At 37.8% G+C, this 26898-nt stretch carries 29 protein-coding genes and 1 pseudogene; 16 read left to right on the forward strand and 14 right to left on the reverse strand.

Annotated elements, in window-relative coordinates; genetic code table 11:
* The first annotated feature begins 52 nt into the window (after nucleotides 1–52).
* The 4 genes from AsFPU1_RS07460 to AsFPU1_RS07475 all read left to right on the forward strand — a co-directional run bounded on the left by AsFPU1_RS07460 (nucleotide 53) and on the right by AsFPU1_RS07475 (nucleotide 2627).
* Complete coding sequence (locus tag AsFPU1_RS07460; protein WP_124973509.1) at nucleotides 53–1336, forward strand: TldD/PmbA family protein; 1284 nt, start codon at nucleotides 53–55, stop codon at nucleotides 1334–1336.
* Nucleotides 1337–1458: 122 nt separating this feature from the next.
* Complete coding sequence (locus AsFPU1_RS07465) at nucleotides 1459–1752, forward strand: 4a-hydroxytetrahydrobiopterin dehydratase (RefSeq protein ID WP_124973511.1); 294 nt, start codon at nucleotides 1459–1461, stop codon at nucleotides 1750–1752.
* 403 nt (nucleotides 1753–2155) lie between these two features.
* A complete protein-coding gene (locus AsFPU1_RS07470) occupies nucleotides 2156–2386 on the forward strand; it encodes a hypothetical protein (RefSeq protein ID WP_124973513.1) in 231 nt (76 codons plus the stop codon).
* A complete protein-coding gene (locus AsFPU1_RS07475; protein ID WP_124973515.1) occupies nucleotides 2370–2627 on the forward strand; it encodes a type II toxin-antitoxin system RelE family toxin in 258 nt (85 codons plus the stop codon). Before AsFPU1_RS07470 ends, AsFPU1_RS07475 begins: the two co-directional genes overlap by 17 nt.
* A 36-nt stretch (nucleotides 2628–2663) precedes the next feature.
* Here the strand turns inward: AsFPU1_RS07475 and AsFPU1_RS07480 are convergent, their stop codons facing one another.
* The gene (locus tag AsFPU1_RS07480; RefSeq protein ID WP_124973517.1) at nucleotides 2664–4298 is read right to left on the reverse strand and encodes an alpha-D-glucose phosphate-specific phosphoglucomutase; all 1635 of its coding nucleotides are present in this window, start codon (nucleotides 4296–4298) and stop codon (nucleotides 2664–2666) included.
* 118 nt (nucleotides 4299–4416) lie between these two features.
* The gene (locus AsFPU1_RS07485) at nucleotides 4417–5211 is read right to left on the reverse strand and encodes a Uma2 family endonuclease (RefSeq protein WP_124973519.1); all 795 of its coding nucleotides are present in this window, start codon (nucleotides 5209–5211) and stop codon (nucleotides 4417–4419) included.
* A gap of 107 nt (nucleotides 5212–5318) precedes the next feature.
* Here AsFPU1_RS07485 and ald point away from each other — a divergent pair, with 107 nt between their 5' ends.
* On the forward strand, nucleotides 5319–6401 hold the full coding sequence (ald, locus tag AsFPU1_RS07490) for an alanine dehydrogenase (protein ID WP_124973521.1): 1083 nt from the start codon (nucleotides 5319–5321) through the stop codon (nucleotides 6399–6401).
* Nucleotides 6402–6666: 265 nt separating this feature from the next.
* On the opposite strand, the gene AsFPU1_RS07495 is transcribed toward ald, so the two are convergent.
* The 3 genes from AsFPU1_RS07495 to AsFPU1_RS07505 form a co-directional block, all read right to left on the reverse strand.
* On the reverse strand, nucleotides 6667–7203 hold the full coding sequence (locus AsFPU1_RS07495; protein WP_124973524.1) for a LabA-like NYN domain-containing protein: 537 nt from the start codon (nucleotides 7201–7203) through the stop codon (nucleotides 6667–6669).
* A gap of 124 nt (nucleotides 7204–7327) precedes the next feature.
* Nucleotides 7328–8152 carry a sulfurtransferase gene (locus tag AsFPU1_RS07500; RefSeq protein ID WP_124973525.1) on the reverse strand — a complete coding sequence of 275 codons (825 nt, stop codon included), beginning with the start codon at nucleotides 8150–8152 and terminating at the stop codon, nucleotides 7328–7330.
* Nucleotides 8153–8207: 55 nt separating this feature from the next.
* The gene (locus AsFPU1_RS07505) at nucleotides 8208–8642 is read right to left on the reverse strand and encodes an ATP-binding protein (RefSeq protein WP_124973526.1); all 435 of its coding nucleotides are present in this window, start codon (nucleotides 8640–8642) and stop codon (nucleotides 8208–8210) included.
* 146 nt (nucleotides 8643–8788) lie between these two features.
* On the opposite strand from AsFPU1_RS07505, the gene AsFPU1_RS07510 reads away from it, so the two are divergent.
* On the forward strand, nucleotides 8789–9934 hold the full coding sequence (locus AsFPU1_RS07510) for a PP2C family protein-serine/threonine phosphatase (protein WP_124973528.1): 1146 nt from the start codon (nucleotides 8789–8791) through the stop codon (nucleotides 9932–9934).
* Here the strand turns inward: AsFPU1_RS07510 and AsFPU1_RS07515 are convergent.
* Nucleotides 9931–10251: an STAS domain-containing protein gene (locus tag AsFPU1_RS07515; RefSeq protein WP_124973530.1), complete on the reverse strand. Its 321-nt coding sequence runs from the start codon at nucleotides 10249–10251 to the stop codon at nucleotides 9931–9933. The genes AsFPU1_RS07510 and AsFPU1_RS07515 overlap by 4 nt on opposite strands.
* 38 nt (nucleotides 10252–10289) lie before the next feature.
* Nucleotides 10290–12188 (reverse strand): ATP-dependent zinc metalloprotease FtsH, encoded by a 1899-nt coding sequence (gene ftsH / locus AsFPU1_RS07520; protein WP_227873449.1) that lies wholly within the window; start codon nucleotides 12186–12188, stop codon nucleotides 10290–10292.
* A gap of 267 nt (nucleotides 12189–12455) precedes the next feature.
* Between ftsH and AsFPU1_RS23310 the strand changes: the two genes are divergently transcribed.
* Together AsFPU1_RS23310 and AsFPU1_RS07525 are read left to right on the forward strand one after the other, a co-directional pair.
* Entirely contained in the window at nucleotides 12456–12584 is a 129-nt protein-coding gene (locus AsFPU1_RS23310) for a hypothetical protein (RefSeq protein WP_265415799.1), read from the forward strand.
* A 94-nt stretch (nucleotides 12585–12678) separates the two neighbouring features.
* Nucleotides 12679–12864 (forward strand): annotated as a pseudogene (locus AsFPU1_RS07525) (sodium-dependent bicarbonate transport family permease); the annotation flags it as partial.
* Nucleotides 12865–12891: 27 nt separating this feature from the next.
* On the opposite strand, the gene moaC reads toward AsFPU1_RS07525, so the two are convergent.
* Both moaC and AsFPU1_RS07535 read right to left on the reverse strand, forming a co-directional pair.
* Nucleotides 12892–13383, reverse strand: a complete 492-nt coding sequence (gene moaC / locus AsFPU1_RS07530) for a cyclic pyranopterin monophosphate synthase MoaC (protein ID WP_124973534.1) — start codon at nucleotides 13381–13383, stop codon at nucleotides 12892–12894.
* An 85-nt stretch (nucleotides 13384–13468) separates the two neighbouring features.
* Nucleotides 13469–14218, reverse strand: coding sequence for a lipoyl protein ligase domain-containing protein (locus AsFPU1_RS07535; protein ID WP_227873450.1), 750 nt, complete (start codon nucleotides 14216–14218; stop codon nucleotides 13469–13471).
* Between the two features lie 580 nt (nucleotides 14219–14798).
* Here AsFPU1_RS07535 and AsFPU1_RS07540 point away from each other — a divergent pair.
* Entirely contained in the window at nucleotides 14799–15767 is a 969-nt protein-coding gene (locus AsFPU1_RS07540; RefSeq protein WP_124973536.1) for a DUF262 domain-containing protein, read from the forward strand.
* A gap of 3 nt (nucleotides 15768–15770) precedes the next feature.
* Here the strand turns inward: AsFPU1_RS07540 and AsFPU1_RS07545 are convergent, their stop codons facing one another.
* Nucleotides 15771–16085 (reverse strand): hypothetical protein, encoded by a 315-nt coding sequence (locus AsFPU1_RS07545; RefSeq protein ID WP_124973538.1) that lies wholly within the window; start codon nucleotides 16083–16085, stop codon nucleotides 15771–15773.
* Nucleotides 16086–16224: 139 nt separating this feature from the next.
* On the opposite strand from AsFPU1_RS07545, the gene bioB reads away from it, so the two are divergent.
* From bioB to AsFPU1_RS07570, 5 genes are all read left to right on the forward strand, one after another.
* Nucleotides 16225–17298 (forward strand): biotin synthase BioB, encoded by a 1074-nt coding sequence (bioB, locus tag AsFPU1_RS07550; RefSeq protein ID WP_124973540.1) that lies wholly within the window; start codon nucleotides 16225–16227, stop codon nucleotides 17296–17298.
* The gene (locus tag AsFPU1_RS07555) at nucleotides 17282–17932 is read left to right on the forward strand and encodes a biotin transporter BioY (RefSeq protein WP_124973542.1); all 651 of its coding nucleotides are present in this window, start codon (nucleotides 17282–17284) and stop codon (nucleotides 17930–17932) included. Before bioB ends, AsFPU1_RS07555 begins: the two co-directional genes overlap by 17 nt.
* Before the next feature lie 61 nt (nucleotides 17933–17993).
* A complete protein-coding gene (gene lspA / locus AsFPU1_RS07560; RefSeq protein ID WP_124973544.1) occupies nucleotides 17994–18461 on the forward strand; it encodes a signal peptidase II in 468 nt (155 codons plus the stop codon).
* An 85-nt stretch (nucleotides 18462–18546) separates the two neighbouring features.
* Nucleotides 18547–19725 (forward strand): NAD(P)/FAD-dependent oxidoreductase, encoded by a 1179-nt coding sequence (locus AsFPU1_RS07565; RefSeq protein WP_124973546.1) that lies wholly within the window; start codon nucleotides 18547–18549, stop codon nucleotides 19723–19725.
* Nucleotides 19726–19861: 136 nt separating this feature from the next.
* Nucleotides 19862–20386, forward strand: coding sequence for a hypothetical protein (locus AsFPU1_RS07570; protein WP_125061071.1), 525 nt, complete (start codon nucleotides 19862–19864; stop codon nucleotides 20384–20386).
* Here AsFPU1_RS07570 and AsFPU1_RS07575 read toward each other — a convergent pair.
* Nucleotides 20360–20737, reverse strand: coding sequence for a ribosomal maturation YjgA family protein (locus AsFPU1_RS07575; protein WP_227873451.1), 378 nt, complete (start codon nucleotides 20735–20737; stop codon nucleotides 20360–20362). The genes AsFPU1_RS07570 and AsFPU1_RS07575 overlap by 27 nt on opposite strands.
* A gap of 149 nt (nucleotides 20738–20886) precedes the next feature.
* Nucleotides 20887–21942: a photosystem II D2 protein (photosystem q(a) protein) gene (gene psbD, locus AsFPU1_RS07580; RefSeq protein ID WP_124973550.1), complete on the reverse strand. Its 1056-nt coding sequence runs from the start codon at nucleotides 21940–21942 to the stop codon at nucleotides 20887–20889.
* A gap of 269 nt (nucleotides 21943–22211) precedes the next feature.
* On the opposite strand from psbD, the gene AsFPU1_RS07585 reads away from it, so the two are divergent.
* Nucleotides 22212–22487 carry a UPF0367 protein family gene (locus AsFPU1_RS07585; protein ID WP_124973552.1) on the forward strand — a complete coding sequence of 92 codons (276 nt, stop codon included), beginning with the start codon at nucleotides 22212–22214 and terminating at the stop codon, nucleotides 22485–22487.
* 359 nt (nucleotides 22488–22846) lie between these two features.
* Here AsFPU1_RS07585 and AsFPU1_RS07590 read toward each other — a convergent pair whose 3' ends face one another.
* A complete protein-coding gene (locus tag AsFPU1_RS07590; protein WP_124973554.1) occupies nucleotides 22847–24040 on the reverse strand; it encodes an FtsW/RodA/SpoVE family cell cycle protein in 1194 nt (397 codons plus the stop codon).
* Between the two features lie 397 nt (nucleotides 24041–24437).
* A complete protein-coding gene (locus AsFPU1_RS07595; RefSeq protein ID WP_124973556.1) occupies nucleotides 24438–25796 on the reverse strand; it encodes a 1-acyl-sn-glycerol-3-phosphate acyltransferase in 1359 nt (452 codons plus the stop codon).
* Nucleotides 25797–25914: 118 nt separating this feature from the next.
* Here AsFPU1_RS07595 and AsFPU1_RS07600 point away from each other — a divergent pair.
* On the forward strand, nucleotides 25915–26898 hold a 984-nt coding region (locus AsFPU1_RS07600), incomplete at its 3' end, for a CobW family GTP-binding protein (RefSeq protein WP_148096903.1).

Consider the following 26898-nt stretch of genomic DNA (forward strand, 5'->3'; position numbering starts at 1 on the left):
TATATAATTACCCTAGCGCTATAGTTATTTCTAATTATAAACACCAATCAAGATGACTATCAACCCAGAAAAACTCATTGAATTAGCATTAACAGCAGGGGCCTTGACGGCAGAAGTCTATCAATCTCGTTCTTTATCCCATCCCGTATTTTTTGAAGCCAACCGCTTAAAACAATTAGAAAGTTCCCAGTCAGAGGGAACTGCCTTACGGTTATGGAGAGAAGGTTGTCCAGGGTTAGCGGTGGCTTATGGAGACGTAGAAGAAACTGCGTTAGTCGAAAGAGCGATCGCCCTATCTCAATTGAACCCTCCCGAAACCATAGAATTAAGTGAATCTCGTACCGCTATTTATCCCAATGTAGGGGAAATTATCCCCGTTGAAACCTTAGTAGAAACAGGAAAAAATGCGATCGCCAAACTGCGAGAGTTTTACCCCGATATTCTCTGTAGTGGGGAGTTTAGCTGTGAAGTAGATACCACCCTATTAATTAATTCTCAAGGACTTCATTGTCAATATGAAGATACCTCAATCAATTATTATTTGGGAGTAGAATGGGTCAGAGGAGAGGATTTTTTAGCCATTTATGAGGGAGAATATAGCCGTAACCAAATTAATCTGGATCGGGTCATTAAAGATATTTTAAAAAGGTTAGAATGGGCCCAAAATAATGTTACTCCCCCAACCGGACGGATTCCCATTTTATTAACTCCTAATGCTACAGCCATGTTATGGGGAACTGTCTCAGAAGCAATCAACGCTAAACGAGTCTTAGAACAATCATCTCCTTGGAGTGACAAGTTAGGACAAATGGTGGTTTCCCAGATATTAACCCTGTCACAACAACCCGATTATAAACCTTATCGCTGTCCCTTTGATGATGAAGGAACCCCCACTCAAACCCTATCTTTAATTACTCAAGGCCGACTTGAACAATTTTACAGCGATCGCACGACTGCCCGCACTTTAGGTACTCAGAGTACAGGAAATGGGTTTAGACCAGGGTTAGGACGTTATCCTACTCCTAGTTTGATTAATGTGATCCTAGAGTCGGGAACAACATCTTTAGACAACTTGATCAGCCGATTAGATGAAGGAATTATCGTCGATCAAATGTTAGGAGACGGTAGTGATATTTCGGGAGACTTTTCGATTAATGTGGATCTTGGATATCGGATTGAAAAAGGTCAAATTACAGGTCGAGTTAAAGATACGATGATAGCAGGAAATGTTTATACAGCCCTTAAACAAGTGATTGCTTTAGGGAATGATTGTCAATGGACGGGTTCTTGTTACACACCTTCGTTAATTGTAGACGGCTTATCTGTAGTAGGTTAAACATGAACATCAAAGGGACAATTCTGATACTTTGTTTAATTTTATTGCTTCTAAGTACAGGGCGAATTCTTGCTTCACCGACTTATCCAAACATACTATCAAACATCAATCAAGAGGTAATTATGAGTGATCTTAAGCCCCTATCTTCCCAAGAATTACAGACTGTTTTAAGACAATTAGACGGATGGACACAAAAAGACGGAAAATTGCACCGTCAATTTGAGTTTAAGTCATTTGTTGAAGCTTTTGGATTTATGTCTAGTGTCGCTTTAGTAGCTGAATCTATGGGCCATCATCCTGAATGGTTTAATGTCTATAATCGTGTCATCATTGATTTAACAACTCATGATGCAGGTGGGATTACAAATAAAGATGTAGAGTTAGCTAAAAAAGCGGGAGAATTAGCCCGACGTTAATGGATTTCCCACGACTGCGCTAAGTAGGTGGTCATAATTGAAATCACGGCGTTGCTGAATCAGGGTATGAAACAACCATTCTTTGCGTCTTTGCACGGCAGTCGCTCTACTTGGGGAGACCCCAAGACCGCGCTGCCTTGTCTTTGCGCGAAATAAAAATCATACCATCAATCAGCAATGCCAAAATCACAATAGAAAAGTTAGTAGTGATGGCTTTAGCCATTATTATATAAAGCTTTTAAGCCCTAAAGGGAACTTACTACAAACATTCGTTTATTTATGATCATCTACTTATAGGCTTATTCGTGAGATTGTTATATTAAAGATTAGAAAGAGACCATTGCGCTGTTATTGTCTAATTGATAGGATAGTATGGAGATTTATCATGGGTTAAGACATAATAATGCAAATCAAAGATCTGACAGAACAACAGCTAAAAAACTTAATTCGCAACACCGTAGATGAAACCCTAGATCAGTATTTTGGCGACCAAGATGAGGGAAAAGAGGTCCAAGAAGCGATCATGAAAAATCTACTAGAAATACAGGGAAAACGCACCGCAGGAAGGGCGACAATTCCTGCAGAGGAAGTCTATAAAAAATACGGAATAACGAAAAATGAGTTATTCTCTTAGTTTTGAACCAGAGTCAATAACTGATTTAGATAATCTAACTCAGTCAGTGCGAGTACGGATTCTCAACAAAATTGAGTGGTTAAGGAGCAATTCTGCACAGATTTCTCATCTTCCTCTAACAGCCAACTGGTCGGGTTTTTATAAACTAAGAGTAGGGAATTATCGAGTGATTTATGAGTTTGATCTAGATCTTCAGATAGTCATTATTATTAGAGTAGGTCATCGCAGTGAAATTTATTAAGTGTAGGGTGGGCATTACCCACCCTAATTACTGATTTTATGTAATCACAGTTGGTTTATCCCGTCCCGTAAACTTCTTAATATGAGCAATTTCTTCTGCTAATTGAATTAAGGGAGATAAAGCTTCTTGAGTCTCTACATGATGTTTACTAGCATCCGGTTCATAACTTTCCACATAAAGCCGTAAAGTTGCCCCTTTTGTTCCCGTTCCCGATAACCGGAAAATAATCCGAGAACCATCAGTAAACCCGATACGAATACCTTGTTTTTGACTGACACTGCCATCTATGGGATCAGTATAAGAAAAGTCATCACTATAAGCCACTTCATAATTACCGTAGGACTTTCCTGGCATATTTTGAAGCTGCGATCGCAAGAGTTCCATTAATTCATTAGCGGGGTCAGATGGCACTTCTTCATAATCATGACGAGAATAAAAATTACGTCCATATTCTTGCCAATGATCCCGTACAATTTCTTCAACAGATGTACCTTTAACAGCTAAAATATTGAGCCAAAAAACCACAGCCCATAGACCATCTTTTTCTCGTATATGATTTGAACCAGTACCGAAACTTTCCTCACCACAAAGAGTGGCTTTCCCTGCATCTAATAAATTGCCAAAAAACTTCCAACCTGTAGGAGTTTCATAACAATCTATACCTAGTTTAGCCGCTACTCGATCCGGTGCTTCACTGGTAGGCATAGAACGGGCCACACCTGCTAAACCATCTTTATAACCAGGAACTAAAGTGGCATTCGCTGTCAAAACAGCTAAACTATCACTAGGAGTCACAAAGAAATTACGTCCCAAAATCATATTGCGATCGCCGTCTCCATCAGAAGCCGCCCCAAAGTCTGGTGCATTGTCTCCAAACATGACTTCCACTAAATCATGAGCATAGACCAAATTGGGATCAGGATGGCCACCGCCAAAATCCTCTAAAGGTGTGCCATTTTGTACCGTTCCCACAGGGGCCCCTAAATATTTCTCAAACAAAGCATGAGCATAAGGGCCCGTTACCGCATGGAGAGAGTCCATACACATTCTAAACTTACCAGAAGACAAAAGATCCTTAATTTTGTCAAAATCGAATAAAGTCTGCATTAATTCCACATAAGGAACCACAGAGTCCATAACTTCCACTTCCATAGTTCCCATTTTAAAAGAACCAGGACGATCTAAATTAATATCAGCAGCTTCGAGAATTTTATACTCTGTAATAGCTTTAGTACGGTTATAAATAGCATCTGTCACCTTTTCTGGAGCAGGGCCACCATTACTAACATTGTATTTAACCCCAAAGTCTCCGTTTGGCCCACCAGGGTTATGACTGGCAGATAAAATAATACCACCCAAGGCATTATATTGACGAATAACACAAGAAGCCGCAGGAGTGGAAAAAATACCGCCACAACCGACTAAAATGCATCCAATACCATTAGCTGCCGCCATTTTCAGGATAATTTGAATCGCTTCGCGGTTATAATAACGACCATCACCCCCCAGGACTAGAGTTGCACCTTCGCATCCGTCGAGACTGTCGAAGATAGACTGAACAAAATTTTCTAAATAATGGGGTTGTTGAAACGCTGGTACAGATTTTCGGAGTCCAGAGGTTCCTGGTTTTTGATCACTAAAAGGAGTTGTTTTTATAGTACAGATAGTCATGGAACAGTACCTAATTCTGTGGCACAACAGAAGAATATAGCCTCAGTCTATCAGGTTAGGAGTTAGGGATATTGATGGAATCAAAGATTAGACCAAGAGGGCAAAGACAAAAGAAACATTAAGAAAATTCATCGGGGTTAACGCCAAGCCTTCTAAGTCTTTGAGCCAGTCGTTGTGCTTTTTGTTCGGCTTCTTCTTTAGCCTGACGTTCTTGTTGAGCGATCAGACGTTGTTGATCAGCGATCAGACGTTGTTGATGAGCGATCGCCTCTGCATTCATCGCTCTTTCATTAGCCGTCAGATAACGATTTCCCAATATATCATACCAATAAAGCCATTCCCGAACCCAAGCAATATGTTCTCCGGGTTCATAACCGATCGCTAATCCAATTTCTGGCAACCAAACTCGATTATTTTCAGCCTGTACAAGTTCATATTTCCCTGATATTAATTTATAAACTTCCAATCTTTGTCTATTTTTAAATCTTCCTCTTCTGCCACTAAAGGGATTGTAAATTGCGTAATAAAGAATCCCTAAAGCCTGATAATCTGCTAATTTGTTCTCATATTCGTTATTATATTTCTCGGAAATTACTTCTAGGGACAAAATAGGCATAATATTCTGTTCTTCCCACAATACATAGCTCAATCTACCTCTTTCCCCTGTATCATGTTTTACCCCGACTGCTAAAAAGCCATCAGGAACTATCGCAGGTTCGTCAGGATTGTAATAAACTCCCATATCTACACCGAAATACCAATCATCACGATTTGCCCAAATTGAAGCTAATAAGCTCAGTAATAGATTAGGAATGTCGTTTTGTAACTGATTATCCACTGGAGTTTCGTCAGAAGATGGCAATTCTTCGGCGGTGGGAAGAAGACGATTTTTGTTATAAGCGAGATTAACCATAGCTTGTTTAAGCGAGGTATTTAAGTTACCCTGATTCTAGCAGGTTGCCCACGCCAGGCGATCTCCTTATATTAATCGTTGTTAAATCAGGATATTAAAGGAATTACATGAATATTGGTCTTCCTAAAGAAATTAAAGATCAAGAATTTCGGGTTGGTTTGACTCCTAGTAGTGTTCGGGTACTCACCGCTCAAGGTCATCAAGTATGGGTTGAAATGAACGCGGGAGTGGGTGCGGGTTTTCCTGATACTGACTATGAACAAGCAGGAGCCAAAATAGTCTCAACTGCTGCTCAAGCTTGGAACCAAGATTTAGTTGTCAAAGTTAAAGAACCTCTACCCCAAGAATATCCCCTCATCTGCACAACTAAAATTCTCTTTACTTATCTTCATCTAGCTGCCGAACGCTCTCTTACTGAAGCTCTTTTAGCATCTCGAATAACTGCGATCGCTTACGAAACGGTAGAACTCCCTGACGGTAAACTTCCCTTACTCACCCCCATGAGTATTATTGCTGGACGCTTATCTGTCCAATTTGGGGCGAGATATTTAGAAAAACAACAAGGAGGACGGGGTGTCTTATTGGGGGGCATTCCAGGGGTTTTATCGGGTCGTGTGGCCATTTTAGGCGGGGGTGTTGTGGGAACCGAAGCAGCACGCATGGCCATCGGTATGGGAGCGCAGGTGCAAATTCTAGATATTAATGTAGATCGCTTAGCCTATTTAGAAACCCTGTTTGGCTCTAGAGTTGAACTACTTTATAGTGACTCGGCCCATATTGAGAAAGTCGTCCCGGCAGCCGATTTATTAATTGGGGCGGTGTTAGTAACGGGAAAACGGGCCCCTACCTTGGTATCACGGCAATTAGTGGCTCAAATGGCTCCTGGTTCGGTTATTGTGGATGTAGCGGTAGATCAGGGCGGCTGTATTGAGACATTACGCACGACTTCTCATACTAATCCTACTTACATCGAAGAAGGTGTCGTTCATTTTGGGGTTCCTAATATGCCAGGGGCCGTCCCTTGGACAGCTACACAAGCTTTAAATCATAGTACCTTACCCTATATTATTAAATTGGCTAATTACGGACTTGATGCGTTAGAAAAAGATCCCGCTTTAGGTAAAGGTTTAAATATCGCTCAAGGTCGTTTGGTTTATCGAGCAGTTCAAGAGGTATTTCCTGATTTATAGCACCACCTAAATAACAGGGGGCGTAGGGGCGGGTTTTTAAGACAATTTCTCGATTCTCACAAGTAGGCTAGATCAACCCGACCCTACAAAATTTTAGGTTCATAAATAATTATTAGTAAGTGATACATTTTTCACTCTATTGGGCATAATAACATTATACTATTACGCTTCATTCTATTATGCCCTAGACCAAGGGTTTAACACTGTTAAACCCTTGGTCTAGGGCATAATTGGAATTTCTGCTTATTCAACCCCAATTAGTCAGTCAGGCATCATTTTTCTCAATACTATTACGAATATCATTAAGATCAATATAACGATCAGTTGCATTTCTCAATTCTCTGGCGATCATTCCTTCTGTGGAAACCACCGTAATATGAGTATTTTTTGAACGTAATAACTCGATCGCTCGTTCAAAGTCCCCATCACCACTAAAAAGAATTACCCGATCATATTGATCCACTGTATTAAACATATCAACTACAATTTCAATATCTAAATTAGCTTTTTGAGAATAGCGACCTGATGTATCATCATAATATTCTTTAAGAATTTTGGTTCTTACGGTATAACCTAAGCTAATTAGAGCATCCCGAAAACCTCGTTGATCTTGAGAATCTTTTAATCCCGTATACCAAAAAGCATTAATTAAATTGACATAAGGATCATTAGTAAAATATTCTAAAACTCTCCTGGGATCAAAAAACCAACCATTTTTTTGTTGAGCATAAAACATATTATTTCCATCAACAAATATAGAAAGACGATCTTTCTGACACACACAATTATGGGCAGCATCCATGAAATTAATACCTAAGTATAAATAGAAATAAGAAGTAGATTATTAGATTAATAGTCTAGTTTAGCAATTTTACTTAATCAAAATTTTACCTTAAAAGTTTTCTTCTTTAGTCAAGCATAACAATTTAAGTTAGATAGGAACACCAATCACTCCAACCCCCTGCATATAGTTTAGCCCCTTCAATCCCCACTAAGGCTAAGGAGAACAGATTTACGCAAGCTGTCACTCCAGACCCACAATAAACAATTATTTCTGAAGCTTGACTATAATCTTCCCAGAGGGCTTGTTGTAAGTCTAGGGGTAAGAGATAACCTTGTTCGTTAGTAACTTGTTTCCAAGGGGCGTTAATCGCCCCGTCAATATGGCCAGCAATCGGATCAATGGGTTCTTGTTCACCCCGATAGCGATCGCCGTCACGAGCATCAATTAAAACGGTTGAGGGGGAGTTTTGACAGGCCTTTACCTCTTCAATATCCATAATCCAATCTTGACGAGGTTGAGGCACAAATTTTCCTAACTTAGCCTGCGGTATTTGGTCACTGAGGGGATAACCAAGGCTATCCCAAGCAGGCCAACCCCCATCAAGTAAAGCTACGTGATCGTGTCCCAAATAACGTAATAACCACCACAGACGGGCGGCAAAAGCAAAGCGCATATCATCGTAAACTACTACTAAGGTTTCTCCGGCGATAATCCCCATAGAGGCTAATTTATCAGCTAAAGAGGAGATATCAGGTAAAGGATGTCTTCCCCCATGTTGGGAGACACTGGAGGATAAATCCCGATCTAAATGCAAATAATAAGATCCCTCAATATGACTTTTTAGATAACTATGTTCTCCCCAGTTAGGTTCCCCTAAGCGAAAACGACAATCTACAATAACGAGTTGAGTATTAGTAAGTTGGCCAGCAAGCCACTCACAAGAGACAATATCAGGGATTTGAGACATTTTAAATATTACCCATTATTAACTTACCGAGCAATTGATAATTATTTATTGTTCATTATGTATTGTTGGCCGATAGATCTTTAATAATCAGCAAACAATTACGATTATCATCAGTGCGACAATAACTTAAGTAGGCTGCTATTTTTTGTAAGATAAGAAGGCCTTGACCATGACCGGCAAAGCGATTATCTTGGCTTCCATTGGCTTCAAGAAAGCCTTCGAGATCGAAGGGAGACCCAAAATCCCAGATTCGGATTTCTAAACTGTCTGACTTCAAGCAAATCTCTATTTCAATGGAAATTTCCTGAGAAAGATTTTTGTGAGCGTGACGAACAGCATTGGTAAAGCCTTCAGCTAAAGCTAACTGACACTGTAACCAATCCTTTTTAGGAATCCAGGGTTGATTGATCCCGTCAAAGTAACACAAAACTTGGTCTAATGCTTTTAGGTCACTTTCTACTTTGAACGATATCTGTTTGAGGACACTCAATGATTCAACGCCTCTTCAATCGGGGTCTTAGACTCTAGGTTTCTACTATTTTAACCTATTTTCTACAACTTCTCTCGAAGCACTATAAGGTTAAGATTTACTCAGACTTGTTATTCGGACGTTTCTTGACATACTAACCACAGATTATGGTTCAAATTCTGCTGATTGATGATGATCGTACCATTCGGATGTTATTAGAGCGTACCTTAAAGCGCAGTGGCTATGATGTCATCTGTGCTAGTAAGGGGGAGGAGGGCTTAAATAAAGCGAGGGAATTACAACCTGCTTTAATTATCTGCGATTGGGTCATGCCTGGAATCAGTGGCTTAGAAGTTTGTCGTCAAGTTAAAAGTATCCCAGAATTAGCTACTACTTTTTTTGTTTTATTAACCTCTTTAGGATCAGTGGAAGATCGGGTTAATGGTTTAGATGCGGGGGCCGATGATTTTTTATGTAAACCCATTGAAATGAATGAGTTAATTGCTAGAGTCAGAGCGGGGTTACGACTTCATCAATTAAGTCAAGATTTAAAAGAACAAAAGCAACTTTTAGAAACTGAATTAGCTGAAGCGGCTGATTATGTTAGCTCTATTTTACCGGAACCTGTAACGGATGAATTTGTTAAAATTGAGTCCCGTTTTATCCCATCAAGTCAACTGGGTGGCGATGGATTTGATTATTTTTGGTTAGATGAATATCACTTAGTGGTTTATTTATTGGATGTATCAGGACATGGACTTAGAGCAGCTTTACCTTCTATTTCTGTAATTAATTTACTTCGTTCTAGGGGTTTAAATAGAGTTGATTATTATCGTCCTAGTGAAGTTTTAAGAGGTCTTAATGAAGCTTTTCAAATGAGCGATCGCAATGACAAATATTTTACTATTTGGTACGGTGTTTATAATCGTCAAACTCAGGTTCTTCTTTATTCTAGTGCTGGTCATCCTCCGGCTATTTTATTAACAAAAAATGTAGACAATATTTTGACTGTCAATTATCTTAAAACCCCTGGATTTCCTATCGGGATGTTTCCTGATACTACTTATATTAATGCTGAGTTATCTCTTAATTGTTTGTCGAGACTTTATATCTTTAGTGATGGCATTTATGAGATTGAAAAAGCCGATGGAACTGTCTTAGGACTCCCTGACTTCATTGGAATTCTTAAAGATTATCAACAAGAAAATCAAGGAAATTTAGAAAAACTTTTACTTTCCCTAAGTTCCCACCATCAAAAAGCTCAATTTGATGATGATTTATCGATTATTCAAATTGATTTTTCTGCTTCTTAACTATTAATAATTTTCTGTTCTAATTCTTCTCGATTGGGAAAGATTTCAAAGATTTTATCCATACTAGTTAAATCAAATAACATCCGAATTTGTTCATTAATGGAACAAAGGAATAGTTTAGAACCTGCCGCTTTAACGGTCTTTAAGCATAACACTAATGTCCCTAATCCAGAACTATCCATAAAGGTGACATTCTTAAAATCAATGACAACGATTTCCGCATTTTCCACAACTCGTGTAATTTCTTGGCGGAATTGAATGGCTTTTGTCCCATCAAAAATTCCCGAAGGTTGAACAACTTTTAGGTTTGATTTCATAAACGACACAATTAGGTTAATTTTAGGGGAAATTTAGCTTAACTTTTAATTAGGTTAAGAGAAACAGGTAAAACGGGATCACAAGATTCACTGAATTTTTCTACCAGTTGACGGAACTCCTCTCCTTCAATGGTTTCTTGATCAATTAAAATATCCACTAGACGATCAATAGCTGCACGGTTTTCCTGAATAATTGTTTGGGCTTTATCATGACAATACTCAACGATAGATCGTACCTGATGATCGATTGCTGCGGCAAGTTCTTGAGAACACTCTGGTTTTTGACTGCCGTCATATCCCGAATATCCGTTACTATTGTCGTTCTCTAGGGCCAATAATCCTAGTTCTGACATACCAAAACGAGTTACCATTTGTCGGGCTAAACTTGTGACTTTTTCAATATCATTACCGGCCCCGGTTGTCACTTCATCTTGACCAAAAATCAATTCTTCGGCGGCCCTTCCTCCCAATAATCCGGCAATTCTGGCTAATAATTGGTTACGACTATCTAACCCATATTCCTCATCTGGGACAAACCAAGTTAACCCCATGGCCTTTCCTCTGGGAATTAAGGTAACTTTATCCACCGGATAATGACCCGCACATAGGGTTCCTACTAAAGCATGACCAATCTCATGATAAGCAATCAGTCGCTTACTTTTACTATCCACTAGAGGAGTTCCTTCCATTCCGGCCACCACCCGATCAATAGCATCGTTAATTTCCAGGGTGGTAATGGCTTCTTTGCGTCTTCGGGCCGTAAAAATCGCTGCTTCGTTGAGAAGGTTGGCTAAATCTGCCCCCGTAAACCCAGGAGTCCGACGGGCTATCGCTTCTAAGGAGACATCCTCGGCCACTTTTTTATTGCGGGAGTGGACTTCCAATATTCCGTGTCTGCCTTTGAGATCAGGATAGTCTACTATTACTTGTCGGTCAAATCGTCCGGGTCGTAATAAAGCCATATCGAGGACATCGGGGCGGTTGGTAGCCGCAATGACAATAATGCCCGTATTTCCCTCAAATCCGTCCATTTCTGTTAATAATTGGTTGAGGGTTTGTTCTCGTTCGTCGTTTCCTCCCCCATAACCGACTCCTCGTTGTCGCCCAACTGCGTCAATTTCATCGATAAAAATCAGACAAGGGGCGTTTTCTTTGGCTTTTTTGAATAAATCTCTGACACGAGATGCCCCAACCCCGACGAACATTTCCACAAATTCTGAACCAGAAATGCTAAAAAAGGGAACTCCTGCTTCTCCGGCGATCGCTTTAGCTAAGAGAGTTTTTCCGGTTCCGGGGGGCCCCACTAATAGGACTCCTTTGGGAATTTTAGCCCCGATGGCGGTAAATTTTTCTGGTTGTTTAAGAAATGTAACGACTTCTTGTAATTCTTCTTTAGCTTCGTCAATACCTGCCACTTCTCCAAAGGTAATACCTGTTTTGGCTTCCATTTGGAAACGGGCCCGAGATTTACCAAAGTTCATGGCTTGGCCTGAAGCGTTGGCGGAACGTCGGATAATGGCTATGACAAAGGATAGTAACATCAATAAGATAAAAACATTGATAATTAGCCCAATGGCGGCAGAATGATCGGCAGAAGGGCGAAAATCAAATTGAACGTTGTTATTTCTTAATTTAGCAATCAGTTCCGGGTTATTTTTGAAGATAGGAACGATTTGGGGGGAGTCCTTCTGGCCTTGATTTTTGAAAGTGACTTTAGCAATTTTTTGTCTGGGGTCAATTTCAACTTGAGAGACTTTCCCTGCTTGAATTTTTTGTAATAGCTGACTGTAGTCTAGGGTTTCTTTTTGGGTTTGTCCCCAAGCAGGGGTAATTATGAGTAAGGATTGAAGCAGCATCCAACTGGTGACTAACTGACCCCATTTTTGTCGTGTTTTTTTGGGGTAACGGGGTTGAATAGTAGATTGGTTGATGTTCATGCTTGGTTTCATTTTTGTCAATTGATTTGGCCCTAATATCAGCCTAGATCAGTTTCTCATCACTACATGGCGAGAAAAATAATGTCACTCTTTTTCTATTATGAACGATCAAGTTAAAGTCAGGGTTAGATCCTCAGAAGATTTTCTCCCCTACTATTAATACAAATAAACTTAGACTTCTATCCACTACAGTCATCGTTAGTACTATACTTCTGTGGGCAGAAATATCAGTAGATGGAAAAGTTTGGATTTAATAGCGATCGCTAAATGACAAAAGGTCAAAAAATCGAAGATTATTCAATTCTCTTTAAAGGTGGCTATGAACTCTCAAAAAGTGGTATTAACACTCAAATTGCTTTAACTTTATTAGCCGCCATTGTTATGGCATCTAAGTAACTGGACAAAAATAAACGTTACGGTGAAGTGAGCAGGGGAGCGCCGGAGCGCCGGAGCGCCGGAGAGGGGTTACAACCTAGTTACATTTCTTAACATAGTATTGTTTATTTATGTCCGACTACTTATCGTCTCTGTTTATACCTTTTTTATTCTGAAAATAAAGTTAGATAATTACAATGCGGCTGCAATGGCAGCCGCTTATGGTTCCATTAGTGCTGTAACCTTTATTACTGCTAGTTCTTTTTTGGAAAAACTCCATATTGCTTATGGGGGTATTCTAACCCATTTAGTAGACGGTTAATGAAGGTTATATTATCTGATAATCTCCTGATTTTCCTCCCGTTTTACTGATTAAACGAATGTTTTCAATCTGTAGAGATTTTTCTAAAGCTTTAGCCATATCATAAAGGGTTAAAGCTGCCACAGAAACCGCAGTTAAAGCTTCCATTTCTACTCCTGTTTCTGCTTTAGTAATAACGGTTGCTTGAATTTGATACCCTGGTAAATTTTCATCAGGGGTTAATGTTACTTCGATTTTATGAAGAGGTAAAGGATGACACAAAGGAATCAAATTAGCTGTCTGTTTTGCTGCCATTATTCCCGCTAATTTCGCTGTTCCTAATACATCACCTTTGGGGTTATTTCCTGCTTCTATCGCTTTAAAAGTTGCTGGTAACATTCTAACTTGTCCGGCGGCAATTGCTTGACGATGGGTTGCTATTTTTGAAGAGACATCAACCATTTGTGCCTCTCCTTGAGCATTAATATGAGATAATTTAGATTTAGAGTTATTAGACATTTTATTTATTAGCTATTAGATTGTAGGTTGGGTTGAGGAACGAAACCCAACAAAACCGAATTTTAACAGCCTTATAATTTATCAGTCAAAAGAAAGATTGATATTTAAGAATTTCTTTCCATTCTTCATCAGATAAAGGTTGTGTTATCAATTCTATCTCAAAATGTTGCTTTGCTGCTTCAGTTAGAACATCAATAATTTGTTCAATTGAATAATTATCAGATAATTGCTCCATCAATGTTAAATTCCAAGGAGCAGGTTGATTAAATATCATTTCAAACAATAATTTATTAGTTGACAAAATCATCGAACCATGTTGAAGAATTGAACATTTTCCCCGTCTTTGTGCGCTACCTATTAATTTACTGCCATCACTTGTTACTAAATCTGCGACTGTTGCCGTATTAAAACAACTAGAATTATGAATATATCCCCTTTTTGTTAATCCATATTCTAAGGGAATACCTAGAGAGTTCCAACCCTGTATTAAAAAGGTACAAATATCTTGATAAACATCCAAAGTTTTACGATAATTAAGAGGTATAATAACACTATAAGTTAAATCATCTTGATGTAAAACTGCTCTTCCTCCTGTGGGACGACGCACTAAATCTAAAGGTTGTTCTTGCCAAATTAAATGATGCCAAAAATCAGGATATTTTTTTTGTAGATGACCTAAAGATAGAGTTGGTTTTGACCAAGTATAAAAGCGTAAAATAGGAGTATGATTTTCTTTTTCTTGTTGTTGAAATAGCCAGTTATCTATAGACATTTGTATGATACCTGATGCTTCTATTGGTGGGATAAAACGCCAAGTTGATGAAAACTTAGTCATGTTTTTTATAAAAATTTCTTGACTTGTTAATTAAGTACAAATAAGTGGGTATCCTAAGTTTGAGAATGTCATCAAGGTTGATGACTATATCAGACAATGTAGAATAAATCAAGGAGATTTCACCATGACTCAACACACAGAAGTTAAACCCCTAGTTGATAAGCTGATGTTAGCTGGACTTGGAAGCGGATGTTTACTATTTGCGATAGGTACTCTTACTAAGATACCCCCCTTTATCTGTGTTTGGTTTTCTGGCGAGTACAGGTGCAGGAAGTGTCAGTAGATGGAAAAGTTTGGATTTAATAGCGATCGCTAAATGACAAAAGGTCAAAAAATCGAAGATCACTCAATACACATAAACCAATCAAAGAATAAATGATAAGAAAAAATTATCAATTTTTATCTCAAAAAAAGATATCATTAAAAGTCTCTCAATTATCAGAAAAAATGCTAAGATTTAAGAGATAAATTAAAATCAAAAAAATAAAATAGACATAGTAATAATCTCAACCAAATTGGGAATACTATCAGTAAGGACATCAAACCTGATTATCAAAGAAACATCTCACAAGGAAATAATATGACAGCAATCAAAATTGATGGTGCAGGATATCCCATTAAAGACATTTTTAGCGATCAGTTTTCTTTTAATATTCCTAATTATCAACGTCCCTATGCTTGGACAACAGAAGAAACAGAAAGATTGTTAGATGATCTTCTTGATGCAATGGAAGATGATAAAATTGATATTAGTGAAGTTTCTCCTTATTTTTTGGGTAATATTGTTTTAATCAAACCAATTGATAAACCAGAATCAGAAGTAGTTGATGGACAGCAAAGATTAACAACTCTTACTATTCTTTTTGCTGTTTTAAGAAAATTTCTTCCGACATATCAGCATTCTCTCAATGAGTTCATTTGTCAACCAGAAAATTTATTAACGGGTAATTCTGCACGTCCTCGGTTATACTTAAGAAAACGTGATTGCCAATTTTTTGAAAAACAGATACAAACATCAGAGGAACTCGAAAATGTAGATACTATGACAGTAAAGAATCTTTCTGATCCTGAAAAAAATATTATCGACAATACCCGAATTTTATTACAACGAATTGCTCAAGAATTACCCGAAGAATCTCAAAAAATACGTCTTACACAATTTTTGTTACAGCGATGTTATTTAGTCGCTGTTTCTACCCCTGATTTTGACTCTGCTTATCGTATTTTTTCAGTTCTTAATGATCGCGGTTTAGATTTATCGATTACTGATATTTTAAAAGCCGATATCATTGGAAAAATTTCAAAGCAAAAATTTTCTAGTCCTGAAGAATCTCAAAAAACTGAAAATAAATATACCCAAAAATGGGAAGATTTAGAAGAAGACCTCGGAAGAGATGCTTTTAAAGAACTTTTTTCTCATATTCGCATGATTTATCGTAAGAGTAAGTTAAGTAGAAAAGTGATTGAGGAATTTCGTGAATATGTTTTAACTGAAGTTAATAATCCTTGTAATTTCATTAACTTATTTTTAAAGTCCTGCAATAGATGATTTTTATGGACTTGGAATCGCCCTAATTAAAAGTGTCATTAAACTGGTTAATACAGCAACAACAATCGGAATAATTAAAGATTTAGCACCTTTTAAATCAGCAATATCTGTTGTTAAACTCTTTTGTTCTAACTCAATCTTGTCAACATTTTTATTAATAATTGTTAATTGTTTATCAAGACTTTCTACTTTTTCTTCTAAACGAGCTTGCCCAACTTCCAAATTATTAAGACGCGCATCTATCTTGTCAAGCTTATTATTGATTTGTCCTAAAACTTGACTAAGATCAGTTGTTACTTGTATCGGTGTATTAGACATTATTTATATAGGTTGAATTTCGATAACCTTCTATAGTCATTGTATCTTGATTCTTAAAGATTTCTTACTGTCAACTCTACTTAAAATCCCTAAGATGATACAATGCACATGATTCTAAACAGTATCAGGTAAGACTATCGTGGTTCAACTGTCCGTCTCACCCCCCCAAACTCAAGAAACCGCCCCATTAAAGGACTGGTTACAATCAATCGTACAAAGAATTATAAATGGCGATCGCCTCAACAAAACCGAAGCCTTAAACCTGACCCAAATAGAAGGCAAGGACAACATTTTATTATTATGTGAAGCCGCCGATCAAATTCGTCAAGCCTGTTGCGGTAACGTTGTCGATTTATGTAGCATTATCAACGTTAAATCGGGTAATTGCTCCGAAAATTGCCGTTTTTGTTCCCAATCCGTTCATCATCAAGGTGAAGATTCTCCTATCTATGGCCTAAAATCTTCAGAAGAAATTCTTGCTCAAGCGATCGCAGCAGAAGCAGCCGGGGCCAAACGCTTCTGTTTAGTCAGTCAAGGACGAGGACCAAAATATAGTAGCCCAAAATCAGGGGAATTTGAGCAAATATTAGAAACAGTGCGGCAAATTACGACCCAAACCAATATTAAACCCTGTTGCGCCCTCGGAGAAGTGACTCCCGAACAGGCCAAAGCTTTAAAAGATGCAGGTGTTACCCGTTATAATCATAATTTAGAAGCCTCCGAGAACTTCTACTCAGACATTGTTACCACTCACAGTTGGCGCGATCGCGTTGAAACCATCAAAAACCTCAAATCTGCTGGAATTCAAGCCTGTACGGGCGGAATTATGGGCATGGGAGAAACATGGGAAGATAGGGTGGATCTGGCTTTATCCTTACGGGAATTAGGCGTAGAATCAGTTCCTATTAACCTATTGAACCCCAGACAAGGCACTCCTTTAGGGCATCTTCCTAAATTAGATGTATTTGACGCATTAAAGGCGATCGCCATTTTCCGTTTTATCTTGCCTGAGCAAATTTTACGGTATGCGGGGGGTAGAGAGGCAGTTATGGGAGAATTACAAAGCCTTGGCTTAAAAGCGGGAATTAATGCTATGCTGATTGGACATTACCTCACCACTCTCGGACAACCGCCAGAACAAGATCACGCTATGCTTGAATCTTTAGGACTGCAAGGGGGTGAAGCTCCAATTCCAGGTGAATACAAAACGTAATCGTAAAAACCAAAAATCTCTTATTAACCCTAAAAAATCAGCATCAACGGTGTCTTTTGCCAATGAATTTCTCTGGGCGATAATAGGCTTATTGTTGACTGTTTTCAGCACATTTGTTGAAGCCTTTATCACTAATTTACCTTGGTTTTGGTCAGAACAAGGGATTAATTATCACTCCCTTGGGGTAACTTTCCAAGTGGGCGCAGTGTTATTAACAGGTTGTATGGGGGGAAAAAATGCCGGGTTACTTTCCCAATTTGCCTATGTTTTCTTAGGGTTATTTTGGTTACCTGTTTTTGCTCATGGTGGGGGATTCAATTATTGGCAAGAACCGAGTTTTGGCTATGTTTTAGGCTTTATTCCAGGGGCTGGTTTGTGTGGTTGGATGGCTTTTCGTACAAGGACAAAAATAGAATCTTTAGGGGTGAGTGCGATCGCGGGATTGCTAGTAATTCATATCTGTGGCTTAATTTATTTAGTGGGTATGTCTTATCTGAATCCTAATATTCTCTCTCACAATAGTCTTTTAGAGATGATAAAAAATTATTCTGTTAATCCTTTACCGGGACAGTTTGTTATTGTTTGTATGGTAGCTTTCATGGCTTTTATTCTCCGTCAAGTGTTATTTTATTAAGTAATCCGTTTAAGATGAAAAAATCAGCCCTAAATAACTATTCCGATATTGGGGAAGACTTATGAAAAGAAATCCTTTTTTTTGGCTAGTTGGTATCACGGGACTGGTTCTCGATCAAATTACTAAATATTGGGTAGTAAAATCTTTTGCTAACCTGGGAGATACTTTTCCTTTGTGGCCAGAGGTTTTTCACTTTACTTATGTTATCAATACTGGGGCTGCCTTTAGTTTTTTTAGCGGGGGGGCCGGTTGGTTACGTTGGCTTTCTTTAGGGGTAAGTTTAGGATTAATGGGTTTAGCTTGGTGGGGGGGTAAAATGAATTTACTTGAACAATTAGGCTATGGATTTATTTTAGCAGGTGCTTCGGGCAATGGAATTGATCGGTTTTTATTTGGTTATGTTGTAGATTTTCTAGATTTTCGTTTGATTCATTTTCCTGTTTTTAATTTGGCTGATCTTTGTATCAATATTGGTATTTTATTCTTAATAATAGCAAGTTTTTCTCCTCAATATTCAAGAAAATCATAGGTAAAATTAATGTAGGGTGGGCAATGCCCACCCTACTGCTGTCCCATAGTGCTATTATTAATAAAGCACAATAGGAGCAAAAAAAATGACAAATTATGATTGGATTGTTATTGGGAGTGGAATTACAGGTTCAGCTTTAAGCTATGAATTAATCAAAAAAGGATTAAGTGTATTATTATTAGAAAAAGACCCTAAACCCGACAATGCAACCTCTTATAGTTATGGTGGTTTAGCTTATGCGTCAGGAACGGATAAATTATCCCGTCAACTGTGTCAAGAAGGTATAGAACTTCATCGTCATCTATCCCAAGAATTAGAAGCAGACACAGAATTTCGTGAGGTAGATTTATGTTTAACTATTGCCTCAAAAAATGACCCCAAAACTATTGCTAAAAATTATGATAAATTTGTTATCAAACCTGAAATTTTAACGGTTAAGGAAGCTTGTGAATTAGAACCTCTATTAAATCCTGATGCGATTTCTGGTGTCCTAAAATTACCTAATGGTCATATTAACCCATCAAAAACAAATCAGGCCTATCAGCAAGCATTTCTCAGATTAGGAGGGGACATAAAATTTGAATGTGTGAATACATTTATTCAACAAGAAAATGAAATTCAAGGAGTTGTTACTTCTCAAAATCAATATTATGCTAAAAATACAGTGATTTGTGCAGGTGGATTGAGTTGTTTGTTATTAAAAGAACTGGGAATTAATCTTAATCTTTACTTTACTCATGCTCAATTAATTATGACACCACCTGTTGATTTTAAATTAAGTACAATGGTAATGCCAGGTGATTTACAACGGTTAAATTTAGAAGAAAAAGCTACTAATACTGATATGATTACATCCTGGAATAACCAGAGTTCTGAATTAATTGCTGATGTAATAGACCCAGGTATAATTCAATTTCTTAATGGGAGTTTATGTTTAGGACAAATTAGTCAAATTATTACCAATCCTCACACTAAAAGTAATTCAATAGAAAGTGAAAATAGAATTAGACAAGAAGTCTGTAAAATCATACCAGCGTTAGAAAATATATCTGGAACTTGGCATAATTGTTTAGTCGCTTTTACCCCAAATGCTGATTTTTTAGTGGGACAAATTAACGAATTAATGGGACTTTATGTCTTTTCAGGTTTCACCCATACCTTTGTAATTGCTCCCCCATTAGCTAGACATTTTGTAAGTTGGGTAACAGGAGAAACTAACATATCTGCGTTAGGAATTAATGAACATATTTTGCATATTAAGTAATATAAAGTTTTGATAAGCTTTGAAAATTACTAATTGTTACTAATTATTCTTGATTGCATTAACTCTTGAAATCTCTTAACAAATTTCTATGCTAGTTTTAGGGAGTGCCAAACGTAATTTGTTAAGGTGAAACGTCATGGAATTTTTGCACAAATTAGGAATAACAACTATTACAACTACCTTAAGTTTAACGGTTATTAATGGCTTTATCCCGTCTCCAGTGCAAGCAATAAGCCTCATTAATTTTGATGCTACTTTAAATACTGGCGTAAATACTGGCCAAAAGTTTAACGGTTCTTTCACTTATGATGAAACTCAAGTTAATTCCTCTGGACTTTCTACATTATTTCCAAATAATGGTCTTTTAAGTGCGAATTTCTCCTATATTGGTACAAATTATACAGAAGTTAATGATAGTAATTTCTCAAATGGGCCAACTGCTACTTTTGTCAATGGAGATTTTACAGCATTTGAATTTCTTGTAGATGGAGTTTTTCTAATTGATACAGATACTTTTAACGACTTAGTAACTAATGATACGGGAACTGTTGTTTATTCTAGTCCGAAAGTTGTTACTGTTCCTGAAAAAACGGTTAACCCTTTGTTACTGATGAGTTTTCTCGGACTAGGAGGGCTAATTAAAAAGAGTTCCTCTGTTTAAATTGGCAATCTTTCGTAACCATAACCAACCCAAAGAACAACCTATCAAATAATGGGGAAAATCCCACCAGGAGAAGGTTGTTCCTAAGAGTAATTTACCGATTAAATAAGAACGAACTAATTCTAAGATGGGAGGATGCCAAAGTTGTAATATTTCCAAAATGCAGGTAATGATGAATACATAAATAGGAATTAATTTGAGATATTTTTGGTTTTTAAAAAAATAAAAAGCAAATAAACACCAAAAAATCTCATACCAAATTCCAGCAGAATAATTATTAACCCATTCCTGTGCTAATCCTTGATAAAATTTAGAAAATAAGCCCAAGGGAATGACAATTAAGATTGACACAGAGATTAAAAACTCTTTTTGTTTCCAAAAAATCATTGAAGTCTGCCCAAAATTATTAATAAAAAAGCCCCATTAATACATGGGGCTAAGTCAAAAGCTTGGAAAAATCAACTAAAAAGAGTGAATTATGAACCCTTCTTAGGCAATAATTAGAGAGCGTTACCGCGAGGTAGAACTTCTTCAGGGAAGATAAAGTTTTGATGGGGTTGGTCTTGAGGAGCCATCCAAGCTCGTAGACCTTCGTTCAACAGAATATTTTTGGTGTAGAATGTCTCAAATTCAGGGTCTTCAGCAGCCCGTAATTCTTGAGAAACAAAGTCATAAGCCCGTAGGTTTAAAGCTAAGCCTACAATACCAATGGAACTCATCCACAGACCCGTTACAGGGACAAATAACATGAAGAAGTGTAACCAACGTTTGTTGGAGAAAGCAATACCGAAAATCTGTGACCAGAAACGGTTAGCTGTCACCATTGAGTAGGTTTCTTCTGCTTGGGTGGGTTCAAACGCGCGGAAAGTGTTCGCTTGATCACTGTCTTCAAACAGGGTATTTTCTACTGTAGCACCATGAATAGCACATAGTAGCGCACCACCGAGAACACCCGCTACTCCCATCATGTGGAAGGGGTTGAGTGTCCAGTTGTGGAAACCTTGTAAAAAGAGGATGAAACGGAAAATTCCTGCTACTCCGAAACTAGGAGCAAAGAACCAGCTAGATTGTCCCAAGGGGTACATCAGAAATACACTGACAAAAACCGCAATAGGAGCAGAAAAAGCGATGGCGTTGTAAGGACGAATACCCACTAGACGGGAAATTTCAAACTGACGTAGCATAAAGCCAATCAGAGCGAAAGCACCGTGAAGGGCGGTAAATGTCCATAAACCACCGATTTGACACCAACGGGTAAATACACCTTGAGCTTCAGGGCCCCAAAGGAATAAGATGGAGTGTCCGAAGGCGTTGGCTGGGGAAGATACCGCAACGGTCAGGAAGTTACAACCTTCGAGGTAAGAACTAGCCAATCCGTGAGTGTACCAAGAGCTAACAAAGGTAGTTCCGGTTAACCAGCCACCTAAAGCCAAATAGGCACAGGGGAATAGCAGTAAACCAGACCAACCAACGAATACAAAACGATCGCGCTTAAGCCAGTCATCGAGGATATCAAACCATCCTCTTTCTGGGGCGCGTCCGACTGCAATGGTCATCGCGCAAATCTCCGAATAATTATAAGGACAGGGTTTAAGAGTTCTCTAACTTGAGCTAAAATATTCCAACTTCAGATTATGAAGTAGAACATTAGACCAAATGTGAGAATTCTTTACGTTTCTTAACTTATACTATCTTAATGTAAACTGTCAGAGTTTTCCACCCCAATTCTTAATAAATTCTAAAGATTGACTGAAAGCGGTTAACTGTAGGGGATTTGGGGAATTCTGACCGATAATCAAAATAGAGCCATTTACTTGTAGGATTCATGATTAGCATTGATTTAACGTTGAAGTATACCCCTATTCCTATTTCCGTCCAACGTAAAGAAACTGAGGATGCAGAAGCCTTGTATCAACGCATTATAGGGGTCATGGGTTCTCCCACACCCCAACTGGTAGAATTGACTTGTGAGAAGCAACTTGAGAAAAAAGTGGCTGTGATGAGTGATCAAATTAGTGCGGTGATTTTGTCTCAGAAAGATGGGTCGACAGCCGCAGGAAGAGTTCCAGGGTTCTTTGCTTTGGCAGACTCGGAAAAGTAATACCAATTCTGGAAAATCCGACTACAGATGCTTATGGTGTAGGGGTCAACGGCCGTTGACCCCGATAAAGATGTGTAAGTAGGTGGTCATAATTAAAGTCACAATAGAAAAGGGTTCTCCCGTACCTGTGGTGATAAGTAAAAGCTTATAATTTGTAGGGTGGGTTAGACGCGGCTATGATTTTGATGAAAAACCCATAACTTTTAAGGCGCGTCGTAACCCACCATCTTAAGTGTTGTAGCTGATTATACATTTTATACCAAGATGTCGGGAAAGCCCAGAAAAGTTCGTAGTGATGGCTTTAGCCACTAAGAAGGAGAGGTTTTAAACCCAATTAATTATCAATTATCCATTGTCAATTATCCATTGATTGCTGGTTTTTTTAATGGCACTACATTAGCTTCATTACTTTCTCTAGCGACTCGAATTAATAAGGCAGCTAATATTAAACTAGCTAGGGTAGAACTGCCCCCATAACTAAATAAAGGAAAAGGTAAACCTGTTGTCGGTAAAGCCCCTGTAGCTACCCCAATATTTAATAAAGATTGTCCTACCATAACCACCATAACACCAACAGCTATTAATCGTTTAATTCTATGAGTACAATTCATAGCAACTCGCAGGGCAAAAGTTGCATAAGTGAGTAATAATAACAACAAAGCTAGACTACCAACAAAGCCAAATTCTTCAGCGAAAACTGAGAAAATAAAATCAGTATATTGAATAGGTAAATAAAAGAGTTTTTGTTGAGACATCCCATATCCTACTCCAAAAGTTTGCCCTGAACCTACGGCCATCAAACTTTGTACTAATTGATAACCATTCCCTAAAGGATCGGCCCAAGGGTCAAGAAAAGCCGTGATCCTTTTGCGTTGATATTCTCGTAAACTAATACTAAGAACGGCGATTAAAGTTCCTCCTAAAGCGGTTGAAGTTAAATACATTCCAGGGAGTCCTGATGCTAAAGCAATAAGCCAAAGAGTGATACCACATAAAGCAGTGGTACTTAAATTAGGTTGTAATAAAATTCCGGCTAAGATTAGACCAAAAATGCCTATCCATTGTAATCGCGTGGCCCAAGAAATTCGATCCCATTGTCCAAAAATTCGCGCACCTTGGAGTACCAGAAAAGGTTTCATTAATTCTGATGGTTGAATCAAAATAGGCCCTAATTTAATCCAACGAGTTGCACCGTAAACTTCATGGCCTAAACCTGGGACTAAAGTGGAGAGAATTAATCCTAATATTAAAAAAATACACCAAGGAGCGAGATTAACCAAATATTGTAAAGGTAATCGTACGATAAAATTAAAGCCAATTAAACCGACCCAAGTCCAAATTCCTTGTCGAATAACATAATACCATCCATTTCCTGTTTCAGCTTGAGCGACTGCATAAGAAGCCGAAAATAAGGCAATGAAACCGATAGATAGCCATAGCAAAGTAAGCCAACGTAAAAAGCGCGCTTCTGCTGACCAATGTTGAACATCAGGATCGAAAATGGGAACTAGGTACTGAAGTTTGCTAGGTTTTGAACTTTTAAATTTATCCATAGGATACTATTAAGTGTGATCACCTTTAATATTTAGGCTAAAATGTACAACTTAAAGGCAATAACAGACATCTAGACTCTCATCTATCAAGAAAAGTTCCACTAACTATGGTTCTACAGAACCTAGTATGTAAAACTATAGCCATACAAAATAAGGTTAGGACACATAGACTTGGGTGAAAGGGAACGCCGGAACAGAAAAATGTCCTCATATTAATGCGTAGGGCGATATTAAAAATTATGAGCTTAAACCCTAAAGGGTTAAGCTATAAAAACAAAACCCGCCTACGCGGGTTTAATTTAGCCTGCCTTGAGGAGGCTTCGTTCCTATAGTATCAGACATAAGGTCTGTCTATAAACGTTAATTTAACATAACTTGTTCGGTAGAATCCTAACTATTAACTATCTCGAATAATCAGACTTTCTAAAGATATTTGTAAATCCTGAGTTAAATTAGCAACAGCTTGGCGACGACTTGTTTTATAATCATCAAATCGTTCAGAAATAGAAAGGGGATTTCCTATTGTTATTTGCACTGTTTGTTGACCAAATTGGGGACGAAAGAAAGCATTTCCTCCTTCAATTCTAGTCACTAAATCCCACAAAAGCAAGGTAGTTTCAGCGAACCTTTCTACCGTAGGTTTATCTTTAACATAATATCCGGTTACTGAGACAAAAGATTCCACAATTCGCATATGCCACATTCGTAAACTTGCTTCTTCTGCTAAGCGATCGCCTAATCCTTTTTCAACGGCTGATAATTGATCTATTTGTTTAAAATCTTCCCGATAAATATAGTCCCATCCCGCTTGTTCTAAACGACGACAACGATCAATAACCGTGCCTTTAGGTTGAAGATTAAAATAGTTTTCTGCTACTTGTAAGGCAATATTTAATAAATTTGGCAATCTTTCTGATAACTCTTGTTTACTTGTATCTGGGATAGTTTGATGATAGAATTGACGATAAAAATTTTCCATTATTGTCAATAAATGTTCTCCTAAATGATAAAGTCGATCATAGATATTTTTTTGTTCTATTTCCTGAGTTTTAATTGTTGAAATTCCACTATCAATTTCTAATTCTGTCAGAAGTTGTTGAATTTCGTTCCAAGGGGGAGTAACATAATGATATTGAATGCCAATAGGGACAATAAAAACGGTTTCATTACGATTAGCTTTTCGTAAATCTTCGACACACCAAAAGCCTAATTGAGCTAGTCCAGGTTCCAGGGGACTAACAATTTCATTATGTCCATTAGTTGCCCCTTCTGGTGCAGCGGCCAGAGGAAATTTACTATTAAGAAAAATATCTCTTGCTGAACGTAATCCTACAAGATCAAGTTTACCTCGTTGAATGGAAGTTCCTCCCAGGCGAGAATAGAGCCATCCTATCGTAGAACCCGCCCACAAAGGAATACCTCGATCATACATAAAATGAGCATGAATTGGATACTTTAGAGGGATATTTTTTGTTTGTGTAAAGTTAGGAAGAAGCTTCCATAAAAGATATCCCATACAATAAGGATCATTGACATTAGGATGACGAAAAGCCATTAAAAAGCGAATTTTTTCTTGCTGAAAATATTGATAAAGATTAGCTAAGATTTCTAGATTATCAGCTTGAATTTGGGTAATATTTGTTTGCCAATTTAACCAAAAAGGTAACAGCGTTTGACACCCTTTTAATACCCAAGGATTTAAGGAAGGGACAATAAATTCTAAGGGAGGTTGAGCGCGAGTTAACAATTTAGTCATTATTTCTCCACATTTCTTGATGTCTCAATAGACGTTTGTGTATTTTTTTAGTCATAATAGAAGATAAGGGGGGAATTTTCCCTCAGTCTATTCTTTAAGTATTGTAAACCGAAAGATTATGCAAACACTGGATCAACAGCCTGGAACACCTGAAGCGATGGACTTACAGAAACACGGTTTACCCGTAACCATTATTACAGGGTTTCTCGGTAGTGGCAAGACAACCCTACTGAATCATATCCTAACCAACCAACAAGGAATAAAAACGGCGGTTCTCGTCAATGAATTTGGAGAAATTGGCATTGATAATGAACTGATTGTCACCACTGATGATAACATGGTGGAGTTAAATAATGGTTGCATTTGTTGTACCATTAATGAAGATTTAGTGCAAGCTGTTTACAAGGTTCTCGAACGTGGTGATAAGATAGATTATTTAGTAGTTGAAACCACAGGATTAGCTGATCCTTTGCCAGTTGCGCTTACTTTCTTGGGAACTGAATTAAGAGATATGACACGGTTAGATTCCATTATTACGATGGTAGACTGTGCTAATTTTAGTCTTGATTTATTCAATTCTCAAGCTGCTCATAGTCAAATTGCTTATGGTGATATTATCATTCTTAATAAGACTGATTTGGTGGATGAAGCAGATGTTGATGCTTTAGAAATTCGCATTCGAGATATTAAGGAAGGATCGAGAATTATCCGCACTCAAAAATCTCAAGTTCCTTTACCTTTAATTCTTAGTGTTGGTTTATTTGAGTCAGATCAATATTTTAAAGTTGAAGAAGAAACAAAACACGATCATCATGAACATGAACATCATCATCACGATCATGAACATCATCACCACGAACATGAACATGAACATCATGACCATTCTAATCACTTAGAAAATGATGGTTTTACTTCTCTTTCTTTTGAGAGTGATAAACCTTTTTCTATTCGTAAGTTTCAGTATTTTCTAGACAATCAATTGCCAGCAAATGTATTTCGTGCTAAAGGAATTTTATGGTTTGATGAAAGTCCTAAACGTCATATATTTCACTTGAGTGGAAAACGATTTACCTTAGAAGATGATGAATGGAAATGGAAGCTG

It is taken from the genome of Aphanothece sacrum FPU1, assembly GCF_003864295.1.
GTDB classification, from domain to species: domain Bacteria; phylum Cyanobacteriota; class Cyanobacteriia; order Cyanobacteriales; family Microcystaceae; genus Aphanothece_B; species Aphanothece_B sacrum.